Origin of the sequence: Sorangium sp. So ce1504, from assembly GCF_051521635.1 — a bacterium.
Classification (GTDB): domain Bacteria; phylum Myxococcota_A; class Polyangia; order Polyangiales; family Polyangiaceae; genus Sorangium; species Sorangium cellulosum_B.
Map to the genome: position 1 here is coordinate 1,745,433 of NZ_CP150365.1, position 16,310 is coordinate 1,761,742.

At 69.1% G+C, this 16,310-nt stretch carries 11 protein-coding genes; 6 read left to right on the top strand and 5 right to left on the bottom strand.

Annotated elements, in window-relative coordinates; genetic code table 11:
* Window positions 1-215: 215 nt before the first annotated feature.
* Both WMF39_RS06645 and WMF39_RS06650 read right to left on the bottom strand, forming a co-directional pair.
* Window positions 216-1,997, bottom strand: a complete 1,782-nt coding sequence (locus tag WMF39_RS06645; protein ID WP_437744700.1) for a hypothetical protein — start codon at window positions 1,995-1,997, stop codon at window positions 216-218.
* Window positions 1,998-2,349: 352 nt separating this feature from the next.
* The gene (locus tag WMF39_RS06650) at window positions 2,350-2,976 is read right to left on the bottom strand and encodes a TetR/AcrR family transcriptional regulator (protein WP_437744701.1); all 627 of its coding nucleotides are present in this window, start codon (window positions 2,974-2,976) and stop codon (window positions 2,350-2,352) included.
* Between the two features lie 69 nt (window positions 2,977-3,045).
* On the opposite strand from WMF39_RS06650, the gene WMF39_RS06655 reads away from it, so the two are divergent.
* From WMF39_RS06655 to WMF39_RS06665, 3 genes are all read left to right on the top strand, one after another.
* Window positions 3,046-4,482, top strand: coding sequence for an FAD-dependent monooxygenase (locus tag WMF39_RS06655; RefSeq protein WP_437744702.1), 1,437 nt, complete (start codon window positions 3,046-3,048; stop codon window positions 4,480-4,482).
* Between the two features lie 180 nt (window positions 4,483-4,662).
* Window positions 4,663-6,318: a bifunctional metallophosphatase/5'-nucleotidase gene (locus tag WMF39_RS06660; protein WP_437744703.1), complete on the top strand. Its 1,656-nt coding sequence runs from the start codon at window positions 4,663-4,665 to the stop codon at window positions 6,316-6,318.
* Between the two features lie 22 nt (window positions 6,319-6,340).
* Window positions 6,341-6,619, top strand: a complete 279-nt coding sequence (locus WMF39_RS06665) for a hypothetical protein (RefSeq protein ID WP_437744704.1) — start codon at window positions 6,341-6,343, stop codon at window positions 6,617-6,619.
* A gap of 95 nt (window positions 6,620-6,714) precedes the next feature.
* Here WMF39_RS06665 and WMF39_RS06670 read toward each other — a convergent pair whose 3' ends face one another.
* A complete protein-coding gene (locus WMF39_RS06670; RefSeq protein WP_437744705.1) occupies window positions 6,715-7,380 on the bottom strand; it encodes a DUF3455 domain-containing protein in 666 nt (221 codons plus the stop codon).
* 212 nt (window positions 7,381-7,592) lie between these two features.
* On the opposite strand from WMF39_RS06670, the gene WMF39_RS06675 reads away from it, so the two are divergent.
* From WMF39_RS06675 to WMF39_RS06685, 3 genes are all read left to right on the top strand, one after another.
* The gene (locus WMF39_RS06675; RefSeq protein ID WP_437744706.1) at window positions 7,593-9,962 is read left to right on the top strand and encodes an FG-GAP repeat domain-containing protein; all 2,370 of its coding nucleotides are present in this window, start codon (window positions 7,593-7,595) and stop codon (window positions 9,960-9,962) included.
* Between the two features lie 386 nt (window positions 9,963-10,348).
* Window positions 10,349-12,433, top strand: coding sequence for a PEP/pyruvate-binding domain-containing protein (locus tag WMF39_RS06680; protein WP_437744707.1), 2,085 nt, complete (start codon window positions 10,349-10,351; stop codon window positions 12,431-12,433).
* Window positions 12,434-12,444: 11 nt separating this feature from the next.
* Window positions 12,445-13,389 carry a lamin tail domain-containing protein gene (locus WMF39_RS06685; RefSeq protein ID WP_437744708.1) on the top strand — a complete coding sequence of 315 codons (945 nt, stop codon included), beginning with the start codon at window positions 12,445-12,447 and terminating at the stop codon, window positions 13,387-13,389.
* Between the two features lie 449 nt (window positions 13,390-13,838).
* Here the strand turns inward: WMF39_RS06685 and WMF39_RS06690 are convergent, their stop codons facing one another.
* Together WMF39_RS06690 and WMF39_RS06695 are read right to left on the bottom strand one after the other, a co-directional pair.
* On the bottom strand, window positions 13,839-14,510 hold the full coding sequence (locus tag WMF39_RS06690) for a bifunctional 4-hydroxy-2-oxoglutarate aldolase/2-dehydro-3-deoxy-phosphogluconate aldolase (RefSeq protein WP_437744709.1): 672 nt from the start codon (window positions 14,508-14,510) through the stop codon (window positions 13,839-13,841).
* On the bottom strand, window positions 14,507-15,595 hold the full coding sequence (locus WMF39_RS06695) for a PfkB family carbohydrate kinase (protein ID WP_437744710.1): 1,089 nt from the start codon (window positions 15,593-15,595) through the stop codon (window positions 14,507-14,509). The genes WMF39_RS06690 and WMF39_RS06695 overlap by 4 nt, the downstream gene beginning before the upstream one ends.
* Window positions 15,596-16,310 lie beyond the last annotated feature (715 nt).

Genomic DNA, 16,310 nt, shown 5'->3' on the forward strand with positions numbered 1-16,310 from the left:
TCGTGAGGCTCCGCAGTCAACCATCTCCGGTCGGTGAAACGTCCATCGATCAGGTTGAGCTCCTCCACCGCTTGCTCGCGGTCCAGGCACGTCCCGAGCTCCTCGGGCCACTCGAAGCAGCGGATGTCGTCCCGGCCGAGCCAGTCGCAGCCCGGCGCTGCGATGAGGAGCGCAGCTGCGGTCGACGGGCCGGCGCGCGCCCGCCGCGTCCACCCTCACCGGGGCGCGTCGCGCTTCCTGAACCACTTGGAGAGGTAGCGCTCTTCGAGGTCGATGAAGGCTTCGCGCATCATGGCCTCGTAGACGATGGCCTCGAGGACCCCAGGGCGCGGGGCGGGGGTCTGCTGTTGAATGAGCCCGGCCGGGACCTTCCGCGAGATCTTGTAGCTCGTGAGCAGCGGCTCCGCGTCTCCGGGCAAGATGAACTCCGTCTTGAAGAAGAACTTGAGCCCCATGATGATGAGCTGCGGCTTCTTGCTGGCGTGGGCGATCCCGGACGACTCGACGCGATAGCTCACCACGAGGGAGGGGGAGGTCACGGTGAGCTGCTCCTCGGCGGCGCCCTCGAGGGGCGGGCCCGGCTCGAAGGTGACGAACTCCGGCTCGAACCCCCGCGCGAGCCCCTCCACCAGGGCCGACGCGGTCCGCTTCTCCTGGGGATCGAGGCGGGTCGCATCCACGTAGCGGCTCGGCAGGGACGCGGCGCCGCTGAACATCGGGATCTTCCTGACGATCTCGTCGGCGCGCTCCAGGTCCTGCGACGGAAGCCGCCGGAAGCGGACCTGGACGGCCGGGCCGCGGAGGCCCTGCGGCGTGCTCCTGGGCCCCACGCGCTCCGCGTAGGCGAGGAGCCGCTGCACGAAGCCCGCGTTCTGCTCGCTCCCTTCGGGCATCTCGCTCTTGTACCGGTCGAGCGCGCGCGCATAGAGCGCGTGCCTGGCGTCGTTGAACGCCTTGTCCAGGCCGTGCTTCGGGTAGCGCTCCGCGAACGCCAGCAGCGCCGCGAGCGTACCCACCTCCCGCGCCCGCTCGAGCTCCGCGGCGAGCGCGGCGCGGCGGGCCGCGGCGACCTCGGCCTGGATGCCCGTCCTGGGGTAGGCGCGGAGGAAGTCGTCGATGGCCTCGACCGAGCCTTTCGCCACCGCGAGGCGCAGCTCGGCCCGCGGCAGCAGCACCTGCGAGACGACCTCCGCGTGGCCGCGGCCGCGCGCGACGTAGCTCTGGTACGCGGCCACGTCGTCGCGCTCCCGCGCCGCGGCGTACATCCGAGCGTCGCTCATCCGGTTGCGGAGGAAGAAGAGCCCAAGGCCGAGGGCCACGCCGACCGCGGCCGCGAGGAGCCATGCATAGCTCTGCCACCCCGGGACCTCGCGCGAGAGCGGGATCGGCGACGCGAACGGGCTCTCGATGGCAGGCGGCTCGAAGGGATCGAGCCGGCGCAGCTCCGCGGCGTCGGGCTTCGCCTTCATGCGGCTGCACGCCGCTTCGACCTCCCGGATCACGTCGTCCGAGCGCGACGGGTCCTCGAGGGGAAAGGCGTGCTGCGTGCCGCCGAACGTGAGGACCACGGCGCCCCGAGGGCCCGCCGAGACGCGCGAGAGCTCCGCGAGCGAGAAGACCCGGAGCCTGTGGTCGCGCGCGTCGACCAGGTTCGCGGGGAAGACGAACAGGCCGGGCGCGAACGGCAGCGTGATGAGGTCGGCGTTGTAGGCGAGCGCCCGGAGCACGCCGATGACGGTGATCGCGGCGAGCAGCACGTACGCGGCGGCCGCCGACGTCGGGTGGAGCGCGAGAACGCTGTTGACGTCGCCCAGGCCGGCCGCACAGAGCGCCGCCAGCAGGAGGCCCGAGGCGGCGCTGACCGTGAGCCAAGCCACGATGGTGCGCCGAGTCCCGAACCGGCTGACGATCGGCGCCGGCGCGAACCGCCCGCGGAACGCCTCGATCACGCCGTCCTGGATGGTACGCGGAAGCTTGTAGAAATTGATCTCGTTCATCGCGCTGCTCCCACTCGGCGCCGGAGCGCGGCGCCCTTCCACGCCTCGACCTGAATTCGACTCTAATGCATTTCGCCCCGGGCTCCGAGACCGGAGATGGCAACTCCTTGCAGCTGGAGCGTGCGGCGATGCGTCGACTTCTGCTCCTCTGGCACTTATGCAGTCTCGTCGGCGCCGGCGCTGCGGTGGGCCGCGGCGACGACGAGCCCCGGAGGCTCGAGCGCCCAGCGCCAAGGGCATGTCGCTGATGCTCGGCGGAAGATTTACAGGATCTCGAGCTCGCCGAAGCGGGGGAGGCGAGCGCCGCGAGGACCGGAGTGGTGGGGCAGCGCGCTCCCTGGGTGGGGATGGGTCATCCGTCCGTCTGCCAGCTCGAGCCCGCCGCCATTCCGTGGAGGGCCGCAAAGCCGCGATCGATCAGCGCGATGAACGCAGCGTTCGCCTTCTTCGCCGAGCCTCCGCGCTCGAACACGCGGATCGCTTCGCCGTACGCCGTGCGCCACGTCAGCACGACCATGCCGGCGACGAGCCGCGCGAGGCCATCGGGCTTTGGACCACCGAGCTCGACCGCGAGCCCCTCGATCACCTCGTCCCCGATCTCGTGGAGGCGCGCCTTGAGCGACGGGCTCGCCGCAACGACGCGCCACCAGCCGACCGTCTGGCCGTCGATGCGAGCGAACGGATGCTTCTGCTCGCAGAGCCTGTCGACGAGGCGGCGGAGCGCGTCGATCGGCGGCTGCCCTTGCGACCTCCCGCGGATTGCCTCGCGCAAGAGCAGCTTCACCTCGTCCTCGCGATCCAGGAGGAGGTCCTCCTTGCGCGCGAAGTAGTTGAACACCGTCATCTTGGAGACGTTTGCGGCGGCGGCGATCTCTTCGATCGTCACCGCGTCGAAGCCGCGCGCGAAGAACATCGCCGTCGCGATGTCGGAGATCCGCTGCCTCGTCTCGCGCTTCTTGCTTTCGCGGAGCTCGCCCATGGATCAAATAGTAGACCAAGATAAAAATTTTGTCTTGATCAAAGTTTTACCTAGTATAAACTTCACGTCATGATGCACGATGTGGTCATCGTAGGCGCCGGCCCGGTCGGGCTTTTCCTCTCGATCGAGCTCGCGACCGCGGGCGTGAAGCCGCTCGTGCTGGAGCGGCTCGCGGAGCCCGACCGCACGATCAAGGCCGGCGGGGTCGGCGCGGTGGCGGCCGAGGCGCTGGAACGACGCGGGCTCGCGCGTGCGCTCGATGACGAGCGCCGCGCCACCATGGCGCTGATGATGCCGGCGCTGAAGGCGCGCCTCGGACCTGGACCGATGAAGAGGCCGGGAGGCCATTTTTCTGGACTGTTCTTGATCGACCCGAGCCTCCAGCGCGACCCGGAGCGCCACATGCGTCTCGTGCCGCAGGAGGCGCTCGAGAAGATCCTGATCGCGCGCGCGACGGAGCTCGGGATCGAAATCCGTCGCGGCGTCACGGTGGAAGGTTTCGAGCGGGACAGCGACGGCGTGACCGTGCAGACGAGCGCGGGCCCGCTGAGCGCGAAGTACCTCGTCGGCTGCGACGGCGGCCGGAGCCGCGTCCGCAAGCTCGCCGGCTTCGAGTTCCCCGGCACGGATCCGACCATCACCGGCTATCAAGCCGTCGTCGAGCTCGATATGCCCGAGAAGCTCGCGACGGGCTGGCACCGAACGCCGCGCGGCCTCGTCGCGTCCGGACCGATGCCGGGGCGCGTCTTCACGGCGGAGTTCAACGGGCCGCCGCCCAATCGGGATGCGCCGATCACGCAAGCCGAGGTCGAAGCGGCGATCCAGCGCGTGAGCGGCACCGACGTCAAGATCCTGTCGATGACGATGGCGACGCGCTGGACCGACAACGCCCGGCAAGCAACGACCTACAGGATGGGCCGCGTCCTTCTCGCCGGTGACGCCGCGCACGTCCACTCGCCCTTCGGCGGCCAGGGCTTGAACCTCGGCCTCGTCGACGCCGCGAACCTCGGCTTCAAGCTCGCCGCGGCGGTGAAGGGGCGCGAGCATCTCCTCGACTCGTACACCGCCGAGCGCCACCCCGTCGCTGCGCGCGTCCTCGAGAATACCCGCGCGCAAGTCGCCCTCATGCGTCCTGACCCGCTCACGAGCGCGCTCCGCGCCATCGTGAGCGACCTGATGAAGCTCCCCGAAGGCAACCGCTACTTCGGCGAGATGCTCACGGGCGTCGGCGTTCGTTACGACCTCGGTGACGACGACCCGCTCGTCGGCATCCTCGCGAAGGACGAGCTCCTCACGCTCGAAGGCGGCAGCGAAGAGCGGCTCTATGTGCTGATGGAGAAGGGCGGCGGCCTCTTCATCTCGCCTTCGGAACGGTCACTCCCGCAAGACGTGCACCATGCACGCACCAAAGACGGCCCGTCGATGCTCGTCCGACCCGACGGCTGCATCGCGTGGACAGACGCGTCGTCGACGTCGCTCGACGACGCGCTCGCGCGCTGGTTCTGAATCAGCGCGACGCGCCCGTCGTCGCGCCGCCGCCACCATGGTTCGGCGGCCCGAGCTCGGGCAGGCCGCCCCATGACCCTGTGACGTGGCAGAGTCCGAACCCGCCTCCAGGGCTACACGCATCGCCTTCATCTGGTTTTTCGTGCCGACGACACCTGGCCTGGACTATCGTGCTCGACCATGCGCCCGTTGGCCCTGCTCTTCGGCTCGTGCACCGTCCTGTTTCCTCTTGCTTGCGGCCCTGCCCAGCCTCAGGGGGGCCCGGGCGCCCCGCTGAAACCCCCGGGTGCCTCGGCGGAGGCGGGCGCAGCGAACCTCGCGAGCGAGACGCCTCCGCTCGCCGTGAAGCCGCGAGGCGACGTCACCGTCACGCTGCTCTACACGACGGACGAACACGGCTGGCTCGAGAGTTTGTCGGAGGAAGGCGTGAGCCGCGGAGGCGCGGCCGAGCTGCTCGGGAGGCTCGTGAAGTACGAAGGGCACTGCCCAGGGCCTGTTCCCGCGGGCATCGACGCGGCAGGGGCGCTCACGCCCGCCGCGCCCGAGGATTGCACCTCTCCGCGCACGCTCCTCCTCTCGGGCGGCGACAATTTCACCGGCCCCGCCATCTCGACGTATTTCAACGGTGTGTCCATGGCGAGCGCGATGGGGCGTATGGGTTATGCCGCCTCGGCGTTCGGTAATCACGAGTTCGATTTCGGCGTGCCTCAGTTCTCGAAGCTCCGTGACCTCGCGCGACTGCGTTACCTCGCGGCGAACGTGAAGATCGACGACGCGAAGCTCGCGGACGAGCTCGCCATCCGGCGTTACGAGGTCTTCGAGCGCAAGGGCGTGAAGATCGGCGTCGTGGGGCTCGCCGCAGCAGAGACGCTGAAGGCCGCGATGGCCGAGCGCTTTCGAGGGATCACGTTCGAGCCCACCGAGGCCTCGCTCGACAGAGCGATCCATGAAGCGCGGGAGACGGGAGCCGCCGACGTCGTCGTCGTGACCGCGCACGAATGCCCCGACGATCTCGTGCCCATCGTGAAGAGACACCCGGAGTGGCAGCTCGCGTTCGTCGGAGGGGGCCATTGCCACAGGAAGATCGACGCGCGCGCAGGCGACACGCCCGTCATCACCCCCGGCTGGCGCCTGCACCAGTACGCCCGCGTCGCCATCACCATCAACCCCGACAATCCCCCGCGGGCCCGCGTCGTCACGATCAGCCATTCCATCGTCGACGTGGCGACCGATCCGCAAGTGCCAGCGGATCCTCCGCTCGCGCGGCTCGTCACGGCGTCGAGAACGAAGGTCGACGGCGCGCTCGGGAAGGTCATCGGCCATTCGGAGGACGGGATCGGCCCGGAGGAGGCTGTCGGCAAGATCGTGAGCGACGCCTGGCTCCACGAGGTGGGCGGCGACGTGGCGATCATGAACCGAGGCGGCGTGCGACAAACCATCCCACGGGGGCCGATCACCCACGCGACGATCTGGAGCGTGCTCCCGTTCGACAACCGCCTGGTGAAGGTGTCTATCGACGGCGCGTCGCTCGCGAAGGACCTCGAGGCGAAGTCGTTCATCATCTCCGGCGCGAAGAGAGCGCCGAACGGAGATTGGTCGGTGGGCGGCAAGCCGATGGATCCGAAGAAGCGCTACACGGTCATCATCACCGATTTCATGTACGGGGGCGGTGACGGCGCCGTCTTCGCGGCGCGAGATCCGAAGCCCGTGGGGACGGGGGTGTCGTGGCGAGATCCGGTGATCGCGTGGATCGAAAAGAAGAAGAGCGCGGAAGCGGGGCCGCTCGAGAGGAAGCTCGACGAGAGGCCGGCGCCAGCGGGCAAGCAGAGTCCGTGATGTGCCGAGCGATGGAGGCTGTGTGCAGACCGTGCCGACGTGCGCGCCCGTGGCGTCGCGCGGCTCGTCGGCAACGGTCGACACCACGTTCGAGGTGTCGCTGAGCTACCCGGCCGAGGACATCGCGTGGTTCGAGCTCGGCTACGACAGCACCGCGCCCGGCCTGGGGGAGGACGGACAGCACCGTTCCCTGCTCCACAGCCCTGGTGCGCAGCTGTACCTCTCGATGACCCTGCTCCTCGATAGCCTCTATGCGAGGGCGACAACCCCGTCTGCCAAGCAGCTGACCGCTGCGCGCTGAGTCGGCGGATCCTTGGTAAGAGCGCCCCGCTCGGCGCGCAGGGCGGCGGCCAGCGCCAACGCGGCTGTCCGAGCGGGCTCAGAGAGCGAGCGAGCTCACGGGTTCGCGTAGAAGTAGTAGGTCGCGCTGTAGTCGATGCGCGCTTCGGCGCCATCGTGCGCTTTGTCGCAGCCGTCCGCCGGAGCTTTGCCGCCCACGGTCTGAACGCGCTGAATCCACGCGACGTGGCTGAGCACGCCTTGCCCCTCGGTCGACTTGATCTCCAGGAGCAGCCAGGGGATCGCGGTGGTGTCGGGAGCATCGACCTTGGCCTTCATGGCACCAACGATTTTGCTGCCGTCTGCCGCTTCCCAGGTCGGGCCGCCGTAATGCTTGCCCAGCGTCTTACCTGCCTCGTCCGAGAGCGTCGCGTCCGGGGCTTTGAGCGTCCATTCGAATTTCGCCTTGGGCTCCTTCTTCTTGCCGCACACGTAGATCTGCGCGCCCTTGGCGTTCGCCTTCAATACGAGATTGGCCGTGCTCGGCGCCTTGATGGCATCGGGTGTTTCGGGGGGCGCTAGCTTGGGGACGCTCGCAGTCGCCGCGGGTTCGGCCGCGGGCGCCGTTTGCAAAGGCGCCGGTGCCGACGGCGCGGGCGCGACGGGCGCGGGAGCTTCCGCGCTCGCAAGCGGTTCGCTCGGCGGCGGGCTCGAGGCGCTCGGCGTCGATCCCGCGCAACCACAACCAACGACGATGAGTCCAATCGCATAACGCGCATTCATGATGAATTCCTCTCTGATCGCGGCGGCACAGGGGCCAGGAAATCCAAACGCGATCCGGAAGTCAATCTCCTCGTGGCGGCCGTCCCACCGTACAGCCACGCTGCACGCGCTGGCGCAAAGTTCTTGACAAATAGAAATGGATTTGCGCGGACTATCTTCCCAATCGCGGCTCATTGCAAGGTGATATTCAAATGCGTACACATGGCGGAGTTGTGGCATCGGCGTTCGTCATCTTCTGCAGCTATGCGTGCGGGGACGTTCCGTCCGATCAGCCCGTTGGTCAGGGCGGCGCCGGGGGGCTCGGCGGTCAAGGTGGCGCGGGCGGCGTTGGCGGCACAGGCGGGAGCGGCGGTGCAGGCGGCGCCGGCAGCACGGGCGGGAGCGGCGGCGCAGGCGGCAGCGGCAGCGGCGGCACGGGCGGGAGCGGCGGCACAGGCGGCACGGGCGGGAGCGGCGGCCAAGATGGCGCAGGCGGAGCAGGTGGGGGGGCGCCTCAGGCCGCGGAGACGATCGATTTTGATGTCGTCAGATTCTATGCGACCGGATCGAGCTATGGCGGCACCCCATTCGCGCTCACGGACCTCAATGGCGATGGACTGGCCGACGGTGCGATGGCGCTACGCAGCGCGAATAGGGTCTCGGTGCTCCTCGCCGATGGCAAGGGTGGGTTTCTTCCTCGGACAGAGCACGTCGTGAATGGCGCGCACGACGTCGCCGTGGGCGACGTGAACGGCGACAGGAACCAGGATCTGGTCGTCACGCTCCTGAGCGCCGACGCTGGCGTCCGCGTCCTGCTCGGCAACGGCGACGGCACGTTCCAGGCCCCGATCTCGAGCCCGGGAGCGGACTACGTCTCGCCCGTCCTCGCCGACGTGAACGGAGATGCGAAGCTCGACATCGTGGCGAGCCGCAATGGCAATAGCATCACGATCCTGGCGGGGGATGGCGCGGGCGCGTTCACGACGTCGAGCACGCTCACCGGGACCACGAGCTGTCGCTTCATCACGCTGGCCGACCTCGATAGCGACGGCGTGCGCGACATCGTTGGCTATGACACGGAGATCTCCGCGCCGGTCGTCAGCGTGCGCTTCGGTCAGGCCGGCGGCGCGTTCGGCCCCGTGACAAGGACCACGATCTCCGCGCAAGATGGCGTGCCGGTCGGCAGCGCGGCTGATCTGGCGGTCGGCGACCTCGACGCCGACGGCAACCCCGATATCGCTGCCGTGGATACGAAGGGAATGACCCTCTTGATGGGTGGCCCGTCGGGCGCGCTCTCGGCGACCAAGCGCGTCCCGGCCGGCCTCGCGCCGAGCGGCGTCGTCATCGGCGACTGGGACAGCGACGGAAGACAAGACATCGCGGTGGAGAGCATGGACGACTCGATCCTGAGCGTTTTTCGGGGTGACGGGCTCGGAGGGCTCGAGTCGCGGGTGACGTATTTCACTGGACACCGTGGCTCGCGCGTCCGGTCGGGAGATCTCGACGGGGACGGCAAAGCGGATCTCGTCATGTCGATGAGCGGCCTCGTGGTCGCGCGAGGTCGCGGAGATGGGACGTTCCACGCAGCTCCGGCGCTCCTCGGGGGCAAGGGCGCGAGAGGCGCGGCGCTCGGCGATTGGAATGAAGACGGCGAGGCCGACGTGGTCGTTGCGTATGCCGATGGCCAGTCGCTCTCGCTCTTTGTCGGAAAAGGGAGCGGCGCGTTCGATATGCCCGTGACCATGCCTGCCGGCGGTGTGGATCCGGAGCAGGTCGTCGCGTGGGACGTGAACGGCGACGGGCATCTCGATGTCGTGTTCGGCACCATCGCGGCGGGAAAGGTCGGTGTGCTCCTCGGTGACGGCGCAGGCTCGTTCGGCCCCGTGACGCTCCACGAGGGCGGGAGGAGGATCGCGCTCGCCGACATGAACGGAGACGGCGCCGCCGATATCGCCGCGATCACCTTCGAGGACGTGCGAGTGCTCCTCAATGACAAGGCTGGCGGGTTCCTGCCGCCGATCGCGTATCCCGCGGGGATGAACATCCTGGATGTGACGGCGCGCGATTTCAATGGCGATGGGAAGGCGGATCTGGCGACGGCGAACTACGACAGCGATGATATCCGGCTCCTCATCGGCGACGGAGACGGCACGTTCGAGGCGGCCACGAGCCTCCCGGTCGGCAGCTCCGCGTGGACCGTCGCGCCCGCCGATTTCACGGGCGACGGCGTGCTCGACATGGCTTTCGCGACGGTGGGCAGCGCGAGCGTCGTCGGCGTGCTCCCCGGCCAGCCACGGGGGATGTTCGGCGCGCCGATCACCATGCCGGTCTACTTCCCCATCGAGACAGCGCTCAGCACGGCGGATTTCGACTCGGATACGCGGCCCGATATCTTCCTTGCGCTCGGCGGCGGTGGGACGGTGGGTGTGCTTCGCGGCAAGGGCGACGGCACGTTCGACGCAGCGCTCCTGTATCAAAGCGTCTTCACCAGGGCGCTCGCGATCGGAGACGTGAACGCCGACCAGAGGCCGGACGTGCTCGTCGTCTCCGCCCCGGCCCAGCAGGACGGGAGCGTGAACGTCTTCGTCAATATCTCTCATTAGGGCCATCTCCGAGCGTCAAGGTCCTCGTAGCGCGGGGAGGCCGCATGCGCTCTTCCACCTGGCACGGCACGCGGCGAGCCGGCCGAGTCCGGCGTGTTCGTGGCGAAGTCCCGGGATCCCGATGAGAACGGCTGGTTCTCGCCGGTGGCGCGAAGGGGCTCTGTGCCATGACGGCCGCGGCACACTCCGCGACGCGGATGTCACGGCTGCGGCCCTTCGAGCGCCGCCTCCGGCGGTAGCCAGCGCCGCCGCCGGCCTGGCACCACGCTTGCTCGACCCCGGCCACATCGGGGAGGGAAGCCCAATCGATGCAACCTTGGACTTTGGCGCCAGCATCGGCCTTGCTTTTGGCAGTCGCGTTGACCGCATGTGGCGATTCCTCGGCCGTGAGCGCCGCCGGCGCGGGGGGAGCGCCGGGGGCTGACACGGAGTATCTCACGGAGCTCGTCACGCGCGACGACTACACTTCCCTGGCAGGCGAGGGCGCGGAGGTGAAGTACCTGACGATCGTCGACGGCCGCGAGCCTCCGGCGATGTTCGCCGGCGCAGCGTGCCTGTTTCAGAATACCGACGACCACCCGTACCATTTGCAGTTCCTTCGTACCTTCCCCGAGTACGCGGCGCTCGCGCCGGAACGTTATGCGGACATGGTGCTGCGCCGCGCCAGCCGCGTGATGTGGGGCGGCGGCATGAAGCTCTACCCGGCCACGCCTCATCCGCTGACCGGAGCGGCGGGCGTGCTGGCGTACACGGTCTACAGCGAAGCCGCGCCCGATGAGCTCCTGACGGTCGACGACATCGTGCAAGCCGACCGGCGGCTCAAGGGGTGTAGTCCGTTCGCTGAGGACTTCCTGGTGTTCTCACCGGATGGATCTGCCCAGACCGCGGCGGTGCAAGCCATCGCCGGCGAGCTCGTGGCAGCAGGCGTCGCGCTGGTCGATCCGGATACGCTGTTGAGCGGGCTGTCCGCCGAGACGTACAGCGAGGGCGAGGCGTACGGTTACCTGAAGATCGTGGATGGCGCCGCCGCAGGCAGCGCCGGACCGCGCGACGTGCTGGTGATCGACGCGGCGCCGAGCGATCTGGGGCTGGTCGCCGGCCTCGTCACGCGGCAGCCGCAGAGCCTGGCCAGCCACGTGAACCTGCGCTTGCGCGAGAAGGGGATCCCGAGCGCCGCGGTGCCGGGCGTGTTCGACAACAGCGTGCTCCGCGCGCTCGCCCATGGGCTGGTCCACCTCACGGCCCGGGGCACCCACGTGGAGATCGAGCCCGCGCGCCTGGAAGACGCCGAGGCGTTCTGGAGCACCCGCCGGCCGCCGCTCGGAGATCCAGCCGCGGACCTGGAGGTCGCCACGCCGGCAGCCCTGGCGTCGCTCGGCTCGGCGGATGTCGCGGCGTTCGGCACCAAGGCCGCGAACCTCGGAGAGCTGTCCCGGATCCTGCCCGAACAGAACCGCGTGGATGGCTTTGCGATTCCGTTCCGCGCCTATGCAGACTTCATGGAGCGGCGCGGGTTCAATGCCGACGTCGCGGCGCTGCTGGCCGATCCCCGGGTGTTCACGGACGCCGACACCAAGCAGCGCCGCCTGTCGGAGCTCCGGGGTCGCATGCGCGCCGCCGAGCACTTGCCCGAATTCGGCGCGGCGCTCGAAGCGGCCGTTCGCCAGGCCTACGGCGCCGCGGGGCTGGTCACCCGGCTGCGTTTTCGCAGCAGCACCAACGCCGAGGACCTGCCGGGTCTGTCGGGAGCAGGTCTGTACGACTCCCGGAGCGGCTGCCTGGCTGACGACCTCGATCCGGACACGCTCGGGCCGTCGGCCTGCTTGAGCCCGGAGCACGAGGCCTACCTGCGCGCCGAGCTCGAGCGGCGAGAGCTCGAGCTCGCCGAGCACCCCGACCGGAGCCATCTGCTGCCGATCATCGAGGATCTGGAGCAGGACTTGACCGAAGAAAAGAGCGCCCTGCTCGCGGTGCGCCGGGTCTGGGCCAGCTTGTGGAACGAACGCGCGTTCGACGATCGCGAGTACTATGGCATCGATCACACCAAGGTGTTCATGGGCGTCGCGGTCCACCCCACGTTCGTCGGTGAACGCCTGGAAGCCGTCGCGCTCACGGGGCTCGAACCCGGCGCGCCGGAGCCTTTGTATCGTGTGGTCAGCCAGGTGGGAGAGGTGGGCGTCGTCGAGCCGCTGGATCCCACCGCCAGCCCTGAGATCCTGACGTTCCGGCGCTCTTCCGGCGGATCGCCGAGCGAGGTCACGCTGGTGTCACCGTCCTCGCTGGCGGCGGGCGGCGCTCGGCTCTGGTCCGATGCAGCGTTGAACGAGCTCGCGGGGCTGTTGTTCGTGGTGCAGGACCATTTCGCGGCCAGCGTGTACCCAAGCCTCGCCCCGCTGTCGCTCGACGTGGAAGTGGACGTCACGATGGACGGGCGCACCGTGATCAAGCAAGCCAGACCCTACACGCCATGATGGAGCCAGACATGACCTTGAAAACGATCCTGTACGGCCTCGGGTTCTCGCTGGCGTGCGCCGGCTGTTCCAGCTCCGAGCCGGGGAACGGAGCGAGCGCGGGCGGAGCCGGCGGAGCACCGCCGGACTCGAGCGACGCGCTGTGCGGCGAACGTCCCGGCGGCCGTCTCGGAGCGACCCACGTGCTGCGCTTCGAGGCCTCTGACGGGCGCGCGGTGGTCCAGCTCAGGCGGACCTGGGAGGACATCGGTGTCGGCGAATCCTCCTTGTATCGATTGGACGGTTTCAGCGTATCGCTCGACGGAACGACGGCGTGCGTCACCGAACCGAGCCGCCTCGAGTACGTCAACAGCCATCATAACTGGACGGACATCGCGCGAGCCGATGCGGGCACGGCTCGCTACGAGCTCAAGTTCGATCTCGGCGCTCCGTTCACGTTCAGCGCCTTCGCCGCCGACGGCGCCGTGCTCGTCGACGCCGTCCCGATGATCTCGACCGGCAGCCCGGCGTTCTGTTGGGGGTGTCCTGCGCCGCTGGCCGTGTCGATCTCGGAGGTCATGCTCAACAACACGACCACGCTGGCGGATGAATCCGGCGAGTACGAGCCGTGGATCGAGCTGTTCAATCCGTCGGCGGAGGACGTCGATCTGACGGGCTGGACGCTGTCCGACGACTTCGCCGAGCGCGGCAAGTGGCCGCTGCCCGCCGTCACCCTTCCGCGTCACGAGGTGCTCGTCCTGTTTGCCGACGGCGACACGGACCAGGGCGAGCTCCACACGAGCTTTGCGCTCGATCCGAGCGGCGGCGAGCTCGTGCTGACGGCACGCGGCGGCGTGAGCGATGGCGGCCTCGTGCTCGAAGCTCAGGTACCCGGCGTGAGCCTGGCCTACCAATGGGCCGCGGACGGCTACGTCGTCGGGCGGCCGACCCCCGGCGTGAAGCCGCCGGAAGAATGATCGCGCCTTCGCGCTGGACCGTGCTGGCCATGCGCGCGCCGCCGCGCGCTCGCTCCCGGGACGCTGGCCCGCCGACCGAGCTGGGGCATGGCTCGGCGTCAGCGAGGCGAAGATCGCAGGATGAGCAGGCGGCCGTCCGCCTCCCCAGCTGCACCAGCGTCGTCGAACTCGGTGAGGAGCAGCGTCTCTCCGTATCGCATTGCAGCGTGCGGCGACCTCACGCCCTCGGGGGCGGCGCGTCCTGCGCCGCAGAAGCCGCCGGCGCGGCCGCCGGCGGCGCCGGCGGCTGGGCTCCCTGGGATGCAGCGGCCGGCGGCGGAGGCGCGGTCACGGGCGCCGCGCCCGAGCAGCCCGCCTGCGTCACGACCAGGATCGCGAGGGCCCCCTGGCCATCGGTGGAATGAGCGGCGCGCCGCGCGTGTGCGCTCCATGGACTGGCGCTCTCCTCTCTACGCCCGCGCGCTGTTCTCGAGCTCTGCACGCGCGGCGCTGACCACGGACATGAACTCGCGCGCGCGCTCCGTGAGGACCTCGTCCTTGCCCGCCGCGAGCGCCGCGGCGTCCACGAGCTCGCCGCCGACCCCGAGCGCCACGGCGCCGGCCTCGATGAAATCCCTGGCTGTCGTCAGGTTGACCCCGCCGGTCGGCATCATCTTCACCTCCGGGAGCGGCGCGCGCAGGGCGCGCAGGTACTTCGCGCCCCCCATCGCGGAGCACGGGAACAGCTTCACCGTGTCGGCGCCGGCGTTCCACGCGGTGATCACCTCGGTCGGCGTGAGCGCCCCCGGGAAGACCGCCTTCCCGAGATCGTGCGCCGCGCGGATGACCTCCAGGTTGAGCCCCGGGCTCACGATGAACTCGGCGCCGGCCTCGATGCACCTGCGGGCCGCGTCCGCGGTGAGCACGGTGCCCGCGCCGACGAGGACGTGGTCCCCCATCCGCGAGGCGATCTCGCGCATGACGGACAGGGCGTCGGGGACGGTCATCGTGATCTCGATGACCTCGATGCCGCCCGCGCACAGCGCGCGAGCGGCCCGCACGGCGAGCTCTCCGCTCGGCGCGCGCACGACGGGGACGATGCCGATCTCCTCGATGCGGCGGACGACTTGCTCCCTGTTCATCGCTCGATCCTCGCGCCGGCTCCGCTCATGGCCCTCCGCACCTCGGCGAGCGACGCCATCGAGGTGTCCCCCGGGGTCGACATCGCCAGCGCGCCGTGCGCGACGCCGCACTCGATTGCCCACTGCGGGCTCTGCTCGGTCAAGAGGCCATAGATGATCCCCGAAGCGAACGAGTCGCCGCCGCCCACGCGGTCCAGGATCTCGATGTCTCGCTGCGGGACCTCGTGGAACTCGCCCTTGTAGTACAGGATGCCACCCCAGCCGTTCACGCTGGCGGTCTTGGCCGTCCGGAGGCTCGTGGCGACGACCGAGATGTTGGGGTACGCCGCGACGACCTCGGAGATCATCCGGCGGAAGCCGCTCGTGTCGAGCTGGCTGTAGCTGCTGTCCACGCCGGACACCTCGAAGCCGAGGCCCGCGACGAAGTCCTCCTCGTTGCCGAACACGCAGTCGACGTACGGCATGAGGGCGCGATTGACCTCGCGCGCCTGCCGCTGGCCGCCGAAGTTCTTCCACAGCGAGGGCCGGTAGTTGAGGTCGTAGGAGATCCGCACGTCGTGCGCGCGCGCGACCTCCATGGCCTCGTGCGCCACGCCGGCCGTGGTCTCCGATAGAGCGCAGAAGATGCCGCCGGTGTGGAACCAGCGCGCGCCGCGCTCGCCGAAGAGGGTCTTCCACGGCACGTCGCCGGGCCTGAGCTTGGACGCCGCGCTGTGGCCGCGGTCCGAGCAGCCGGCGGCGGCGCGGGGCCCGAAGCCGCGCTCGGTGAAGTTGAGGCCGTTGCGCACGTCCCGGCCCACGCCGTCGTAGTCGACCCAGCGCAGGAAGGACGTGTCGACCCCGCCCTGGAGCATCAGGTCCTCGATGAGGCGCCCGACGGCGTTGTCCGCGAGCGCCGTGACGATGGCGGTGCGGAGCCCGAAGCAGCGCCGGAGCCCCCGCGCCACGTTGTACTCTCCCCCGCCCTCCCCGACGTCGAACGTCCGCGCCGTGTGGACGCGGCGCTCACCCGGGTCGAGGCGCAGCATCACCTCGCCGAGGCTCACCTGGTCCCACTGGCAACCTTTTGCACTGCGAATCTGCATCTTCTTCTCCTCGACGGCTCATCCAGCCGCCGTCGACGACCAGCGCTTTCCCGTTCCCCCCGCGGCTGAGATTCCCAGTGAACCGGTACGCGCGCGGGTCGCAGGTGAGACCTCGAACCCAGCCCGGGCGATGCCCTCGCGACCTCACCATTGCTCGCGCCCACGACAACCGGGCGAACGGAGTCGGTGCAGAGATCGATCCCGGTCCCAGGGACGAAGGGCCGCCGCGCATGACGGCTTGCTCAGGGGAGAGCGAAAGGAAGCCCCAAGACGAATTGTGAGCGTTCACATTACAGGTGTCAACCAAAATACTCGTCGCGCCCAGCGCTGCACCCACCCTCGGGCGCCCGGCTCGGTCCGGTTTGTTCGGCGCTCCGAGTCTCCCCAGATCCCAGATGCTCCCTCCTGGGATAGGCCCTTGGCCGCGGGGCGATCTGATTGGAAATTGCAATCCACATCGAACATGACCGCGGCCCGGTGCCCGCCTCTCTTGTCGCGCCGCTCCGGAGGAGACTTGCCCGCCACCCGAGTCCGAGCTTGGCCGGAGGGACGGATTGGTGTTGACACCGATTATGTGAACGTTCACATTGAGGCCTCATTCTTCGACTTTGCCCTGAGGGGGTCGTCATGGGCAGCGACTCCTTCGCACTCGGGATCGAGTTCGGCACCGACTCAAAAAAAACTCCGCCATGAAAATACTCACGAGTATTCCGAC

Excerpts from the sequence above, each read along its gene's own strand:
- WMF39_RS06670 (WP_437744705.1), bottom strand. The coding sequence starts at position 7,380 with ATGAATGCGCGTTATGCGATTGGACTCATCGTCGTTGGTTGTGGTTGC.
- WMF39_RS06650 (WP_437744701.1), bottom strand. The coding sequence starts at position 2,976 with ATGGGCGAGCTCCGCGAAAGCAAGAAGCGCGAGACGAGGCAGCGGATC.
- WMF39_RS06655 (WP_437744702.1), top strand. The coding sequence starts at position 3,046 with ATGATGCACGATGTGGTCATCGTAGGCGCCGGCCCGGTCGGGCTTTTC.
- WMF39_RS06695 (WP_437744710.1), bottom strand. The coding sequence starts at position 15,595 with ATGCAGATTCGCAGTGCAAAAGGTTGCCAGTGGGACCAGGTGAGCCTC.
- WMF39_RS06645 (WP_437744700.1), bottom strand. The coding sequence starts at position 1,997 with ATGAACGAGATCAATTTCTACAAGCTTCCGCGTACCATCCAGGACGGC.
- WMF39_RS06690 (WP_437744709.1), bottom strand. The coding sequence starts at position 14,510 with ATGAACAGGGAGCAAGTCGTCCGCCGCATCGAGGAGATCGGCATCGTC.
- WMF39_RS06660 (WP_437744703.1), top strand. The coding sequence starts at position 4,663 with ATGCGCCCGTTGGCCCTGCTCTTCGGCTCGTGCACCGTCCTGTTTCCT.
- WMF39_RS06685 (WP_437744708.1), top strand. The coding sequence starts at position 12,445 with ATGACCTTGAAAACGATCCTGTACGGCCTCGGGTTCTCGCTGGCGTGC.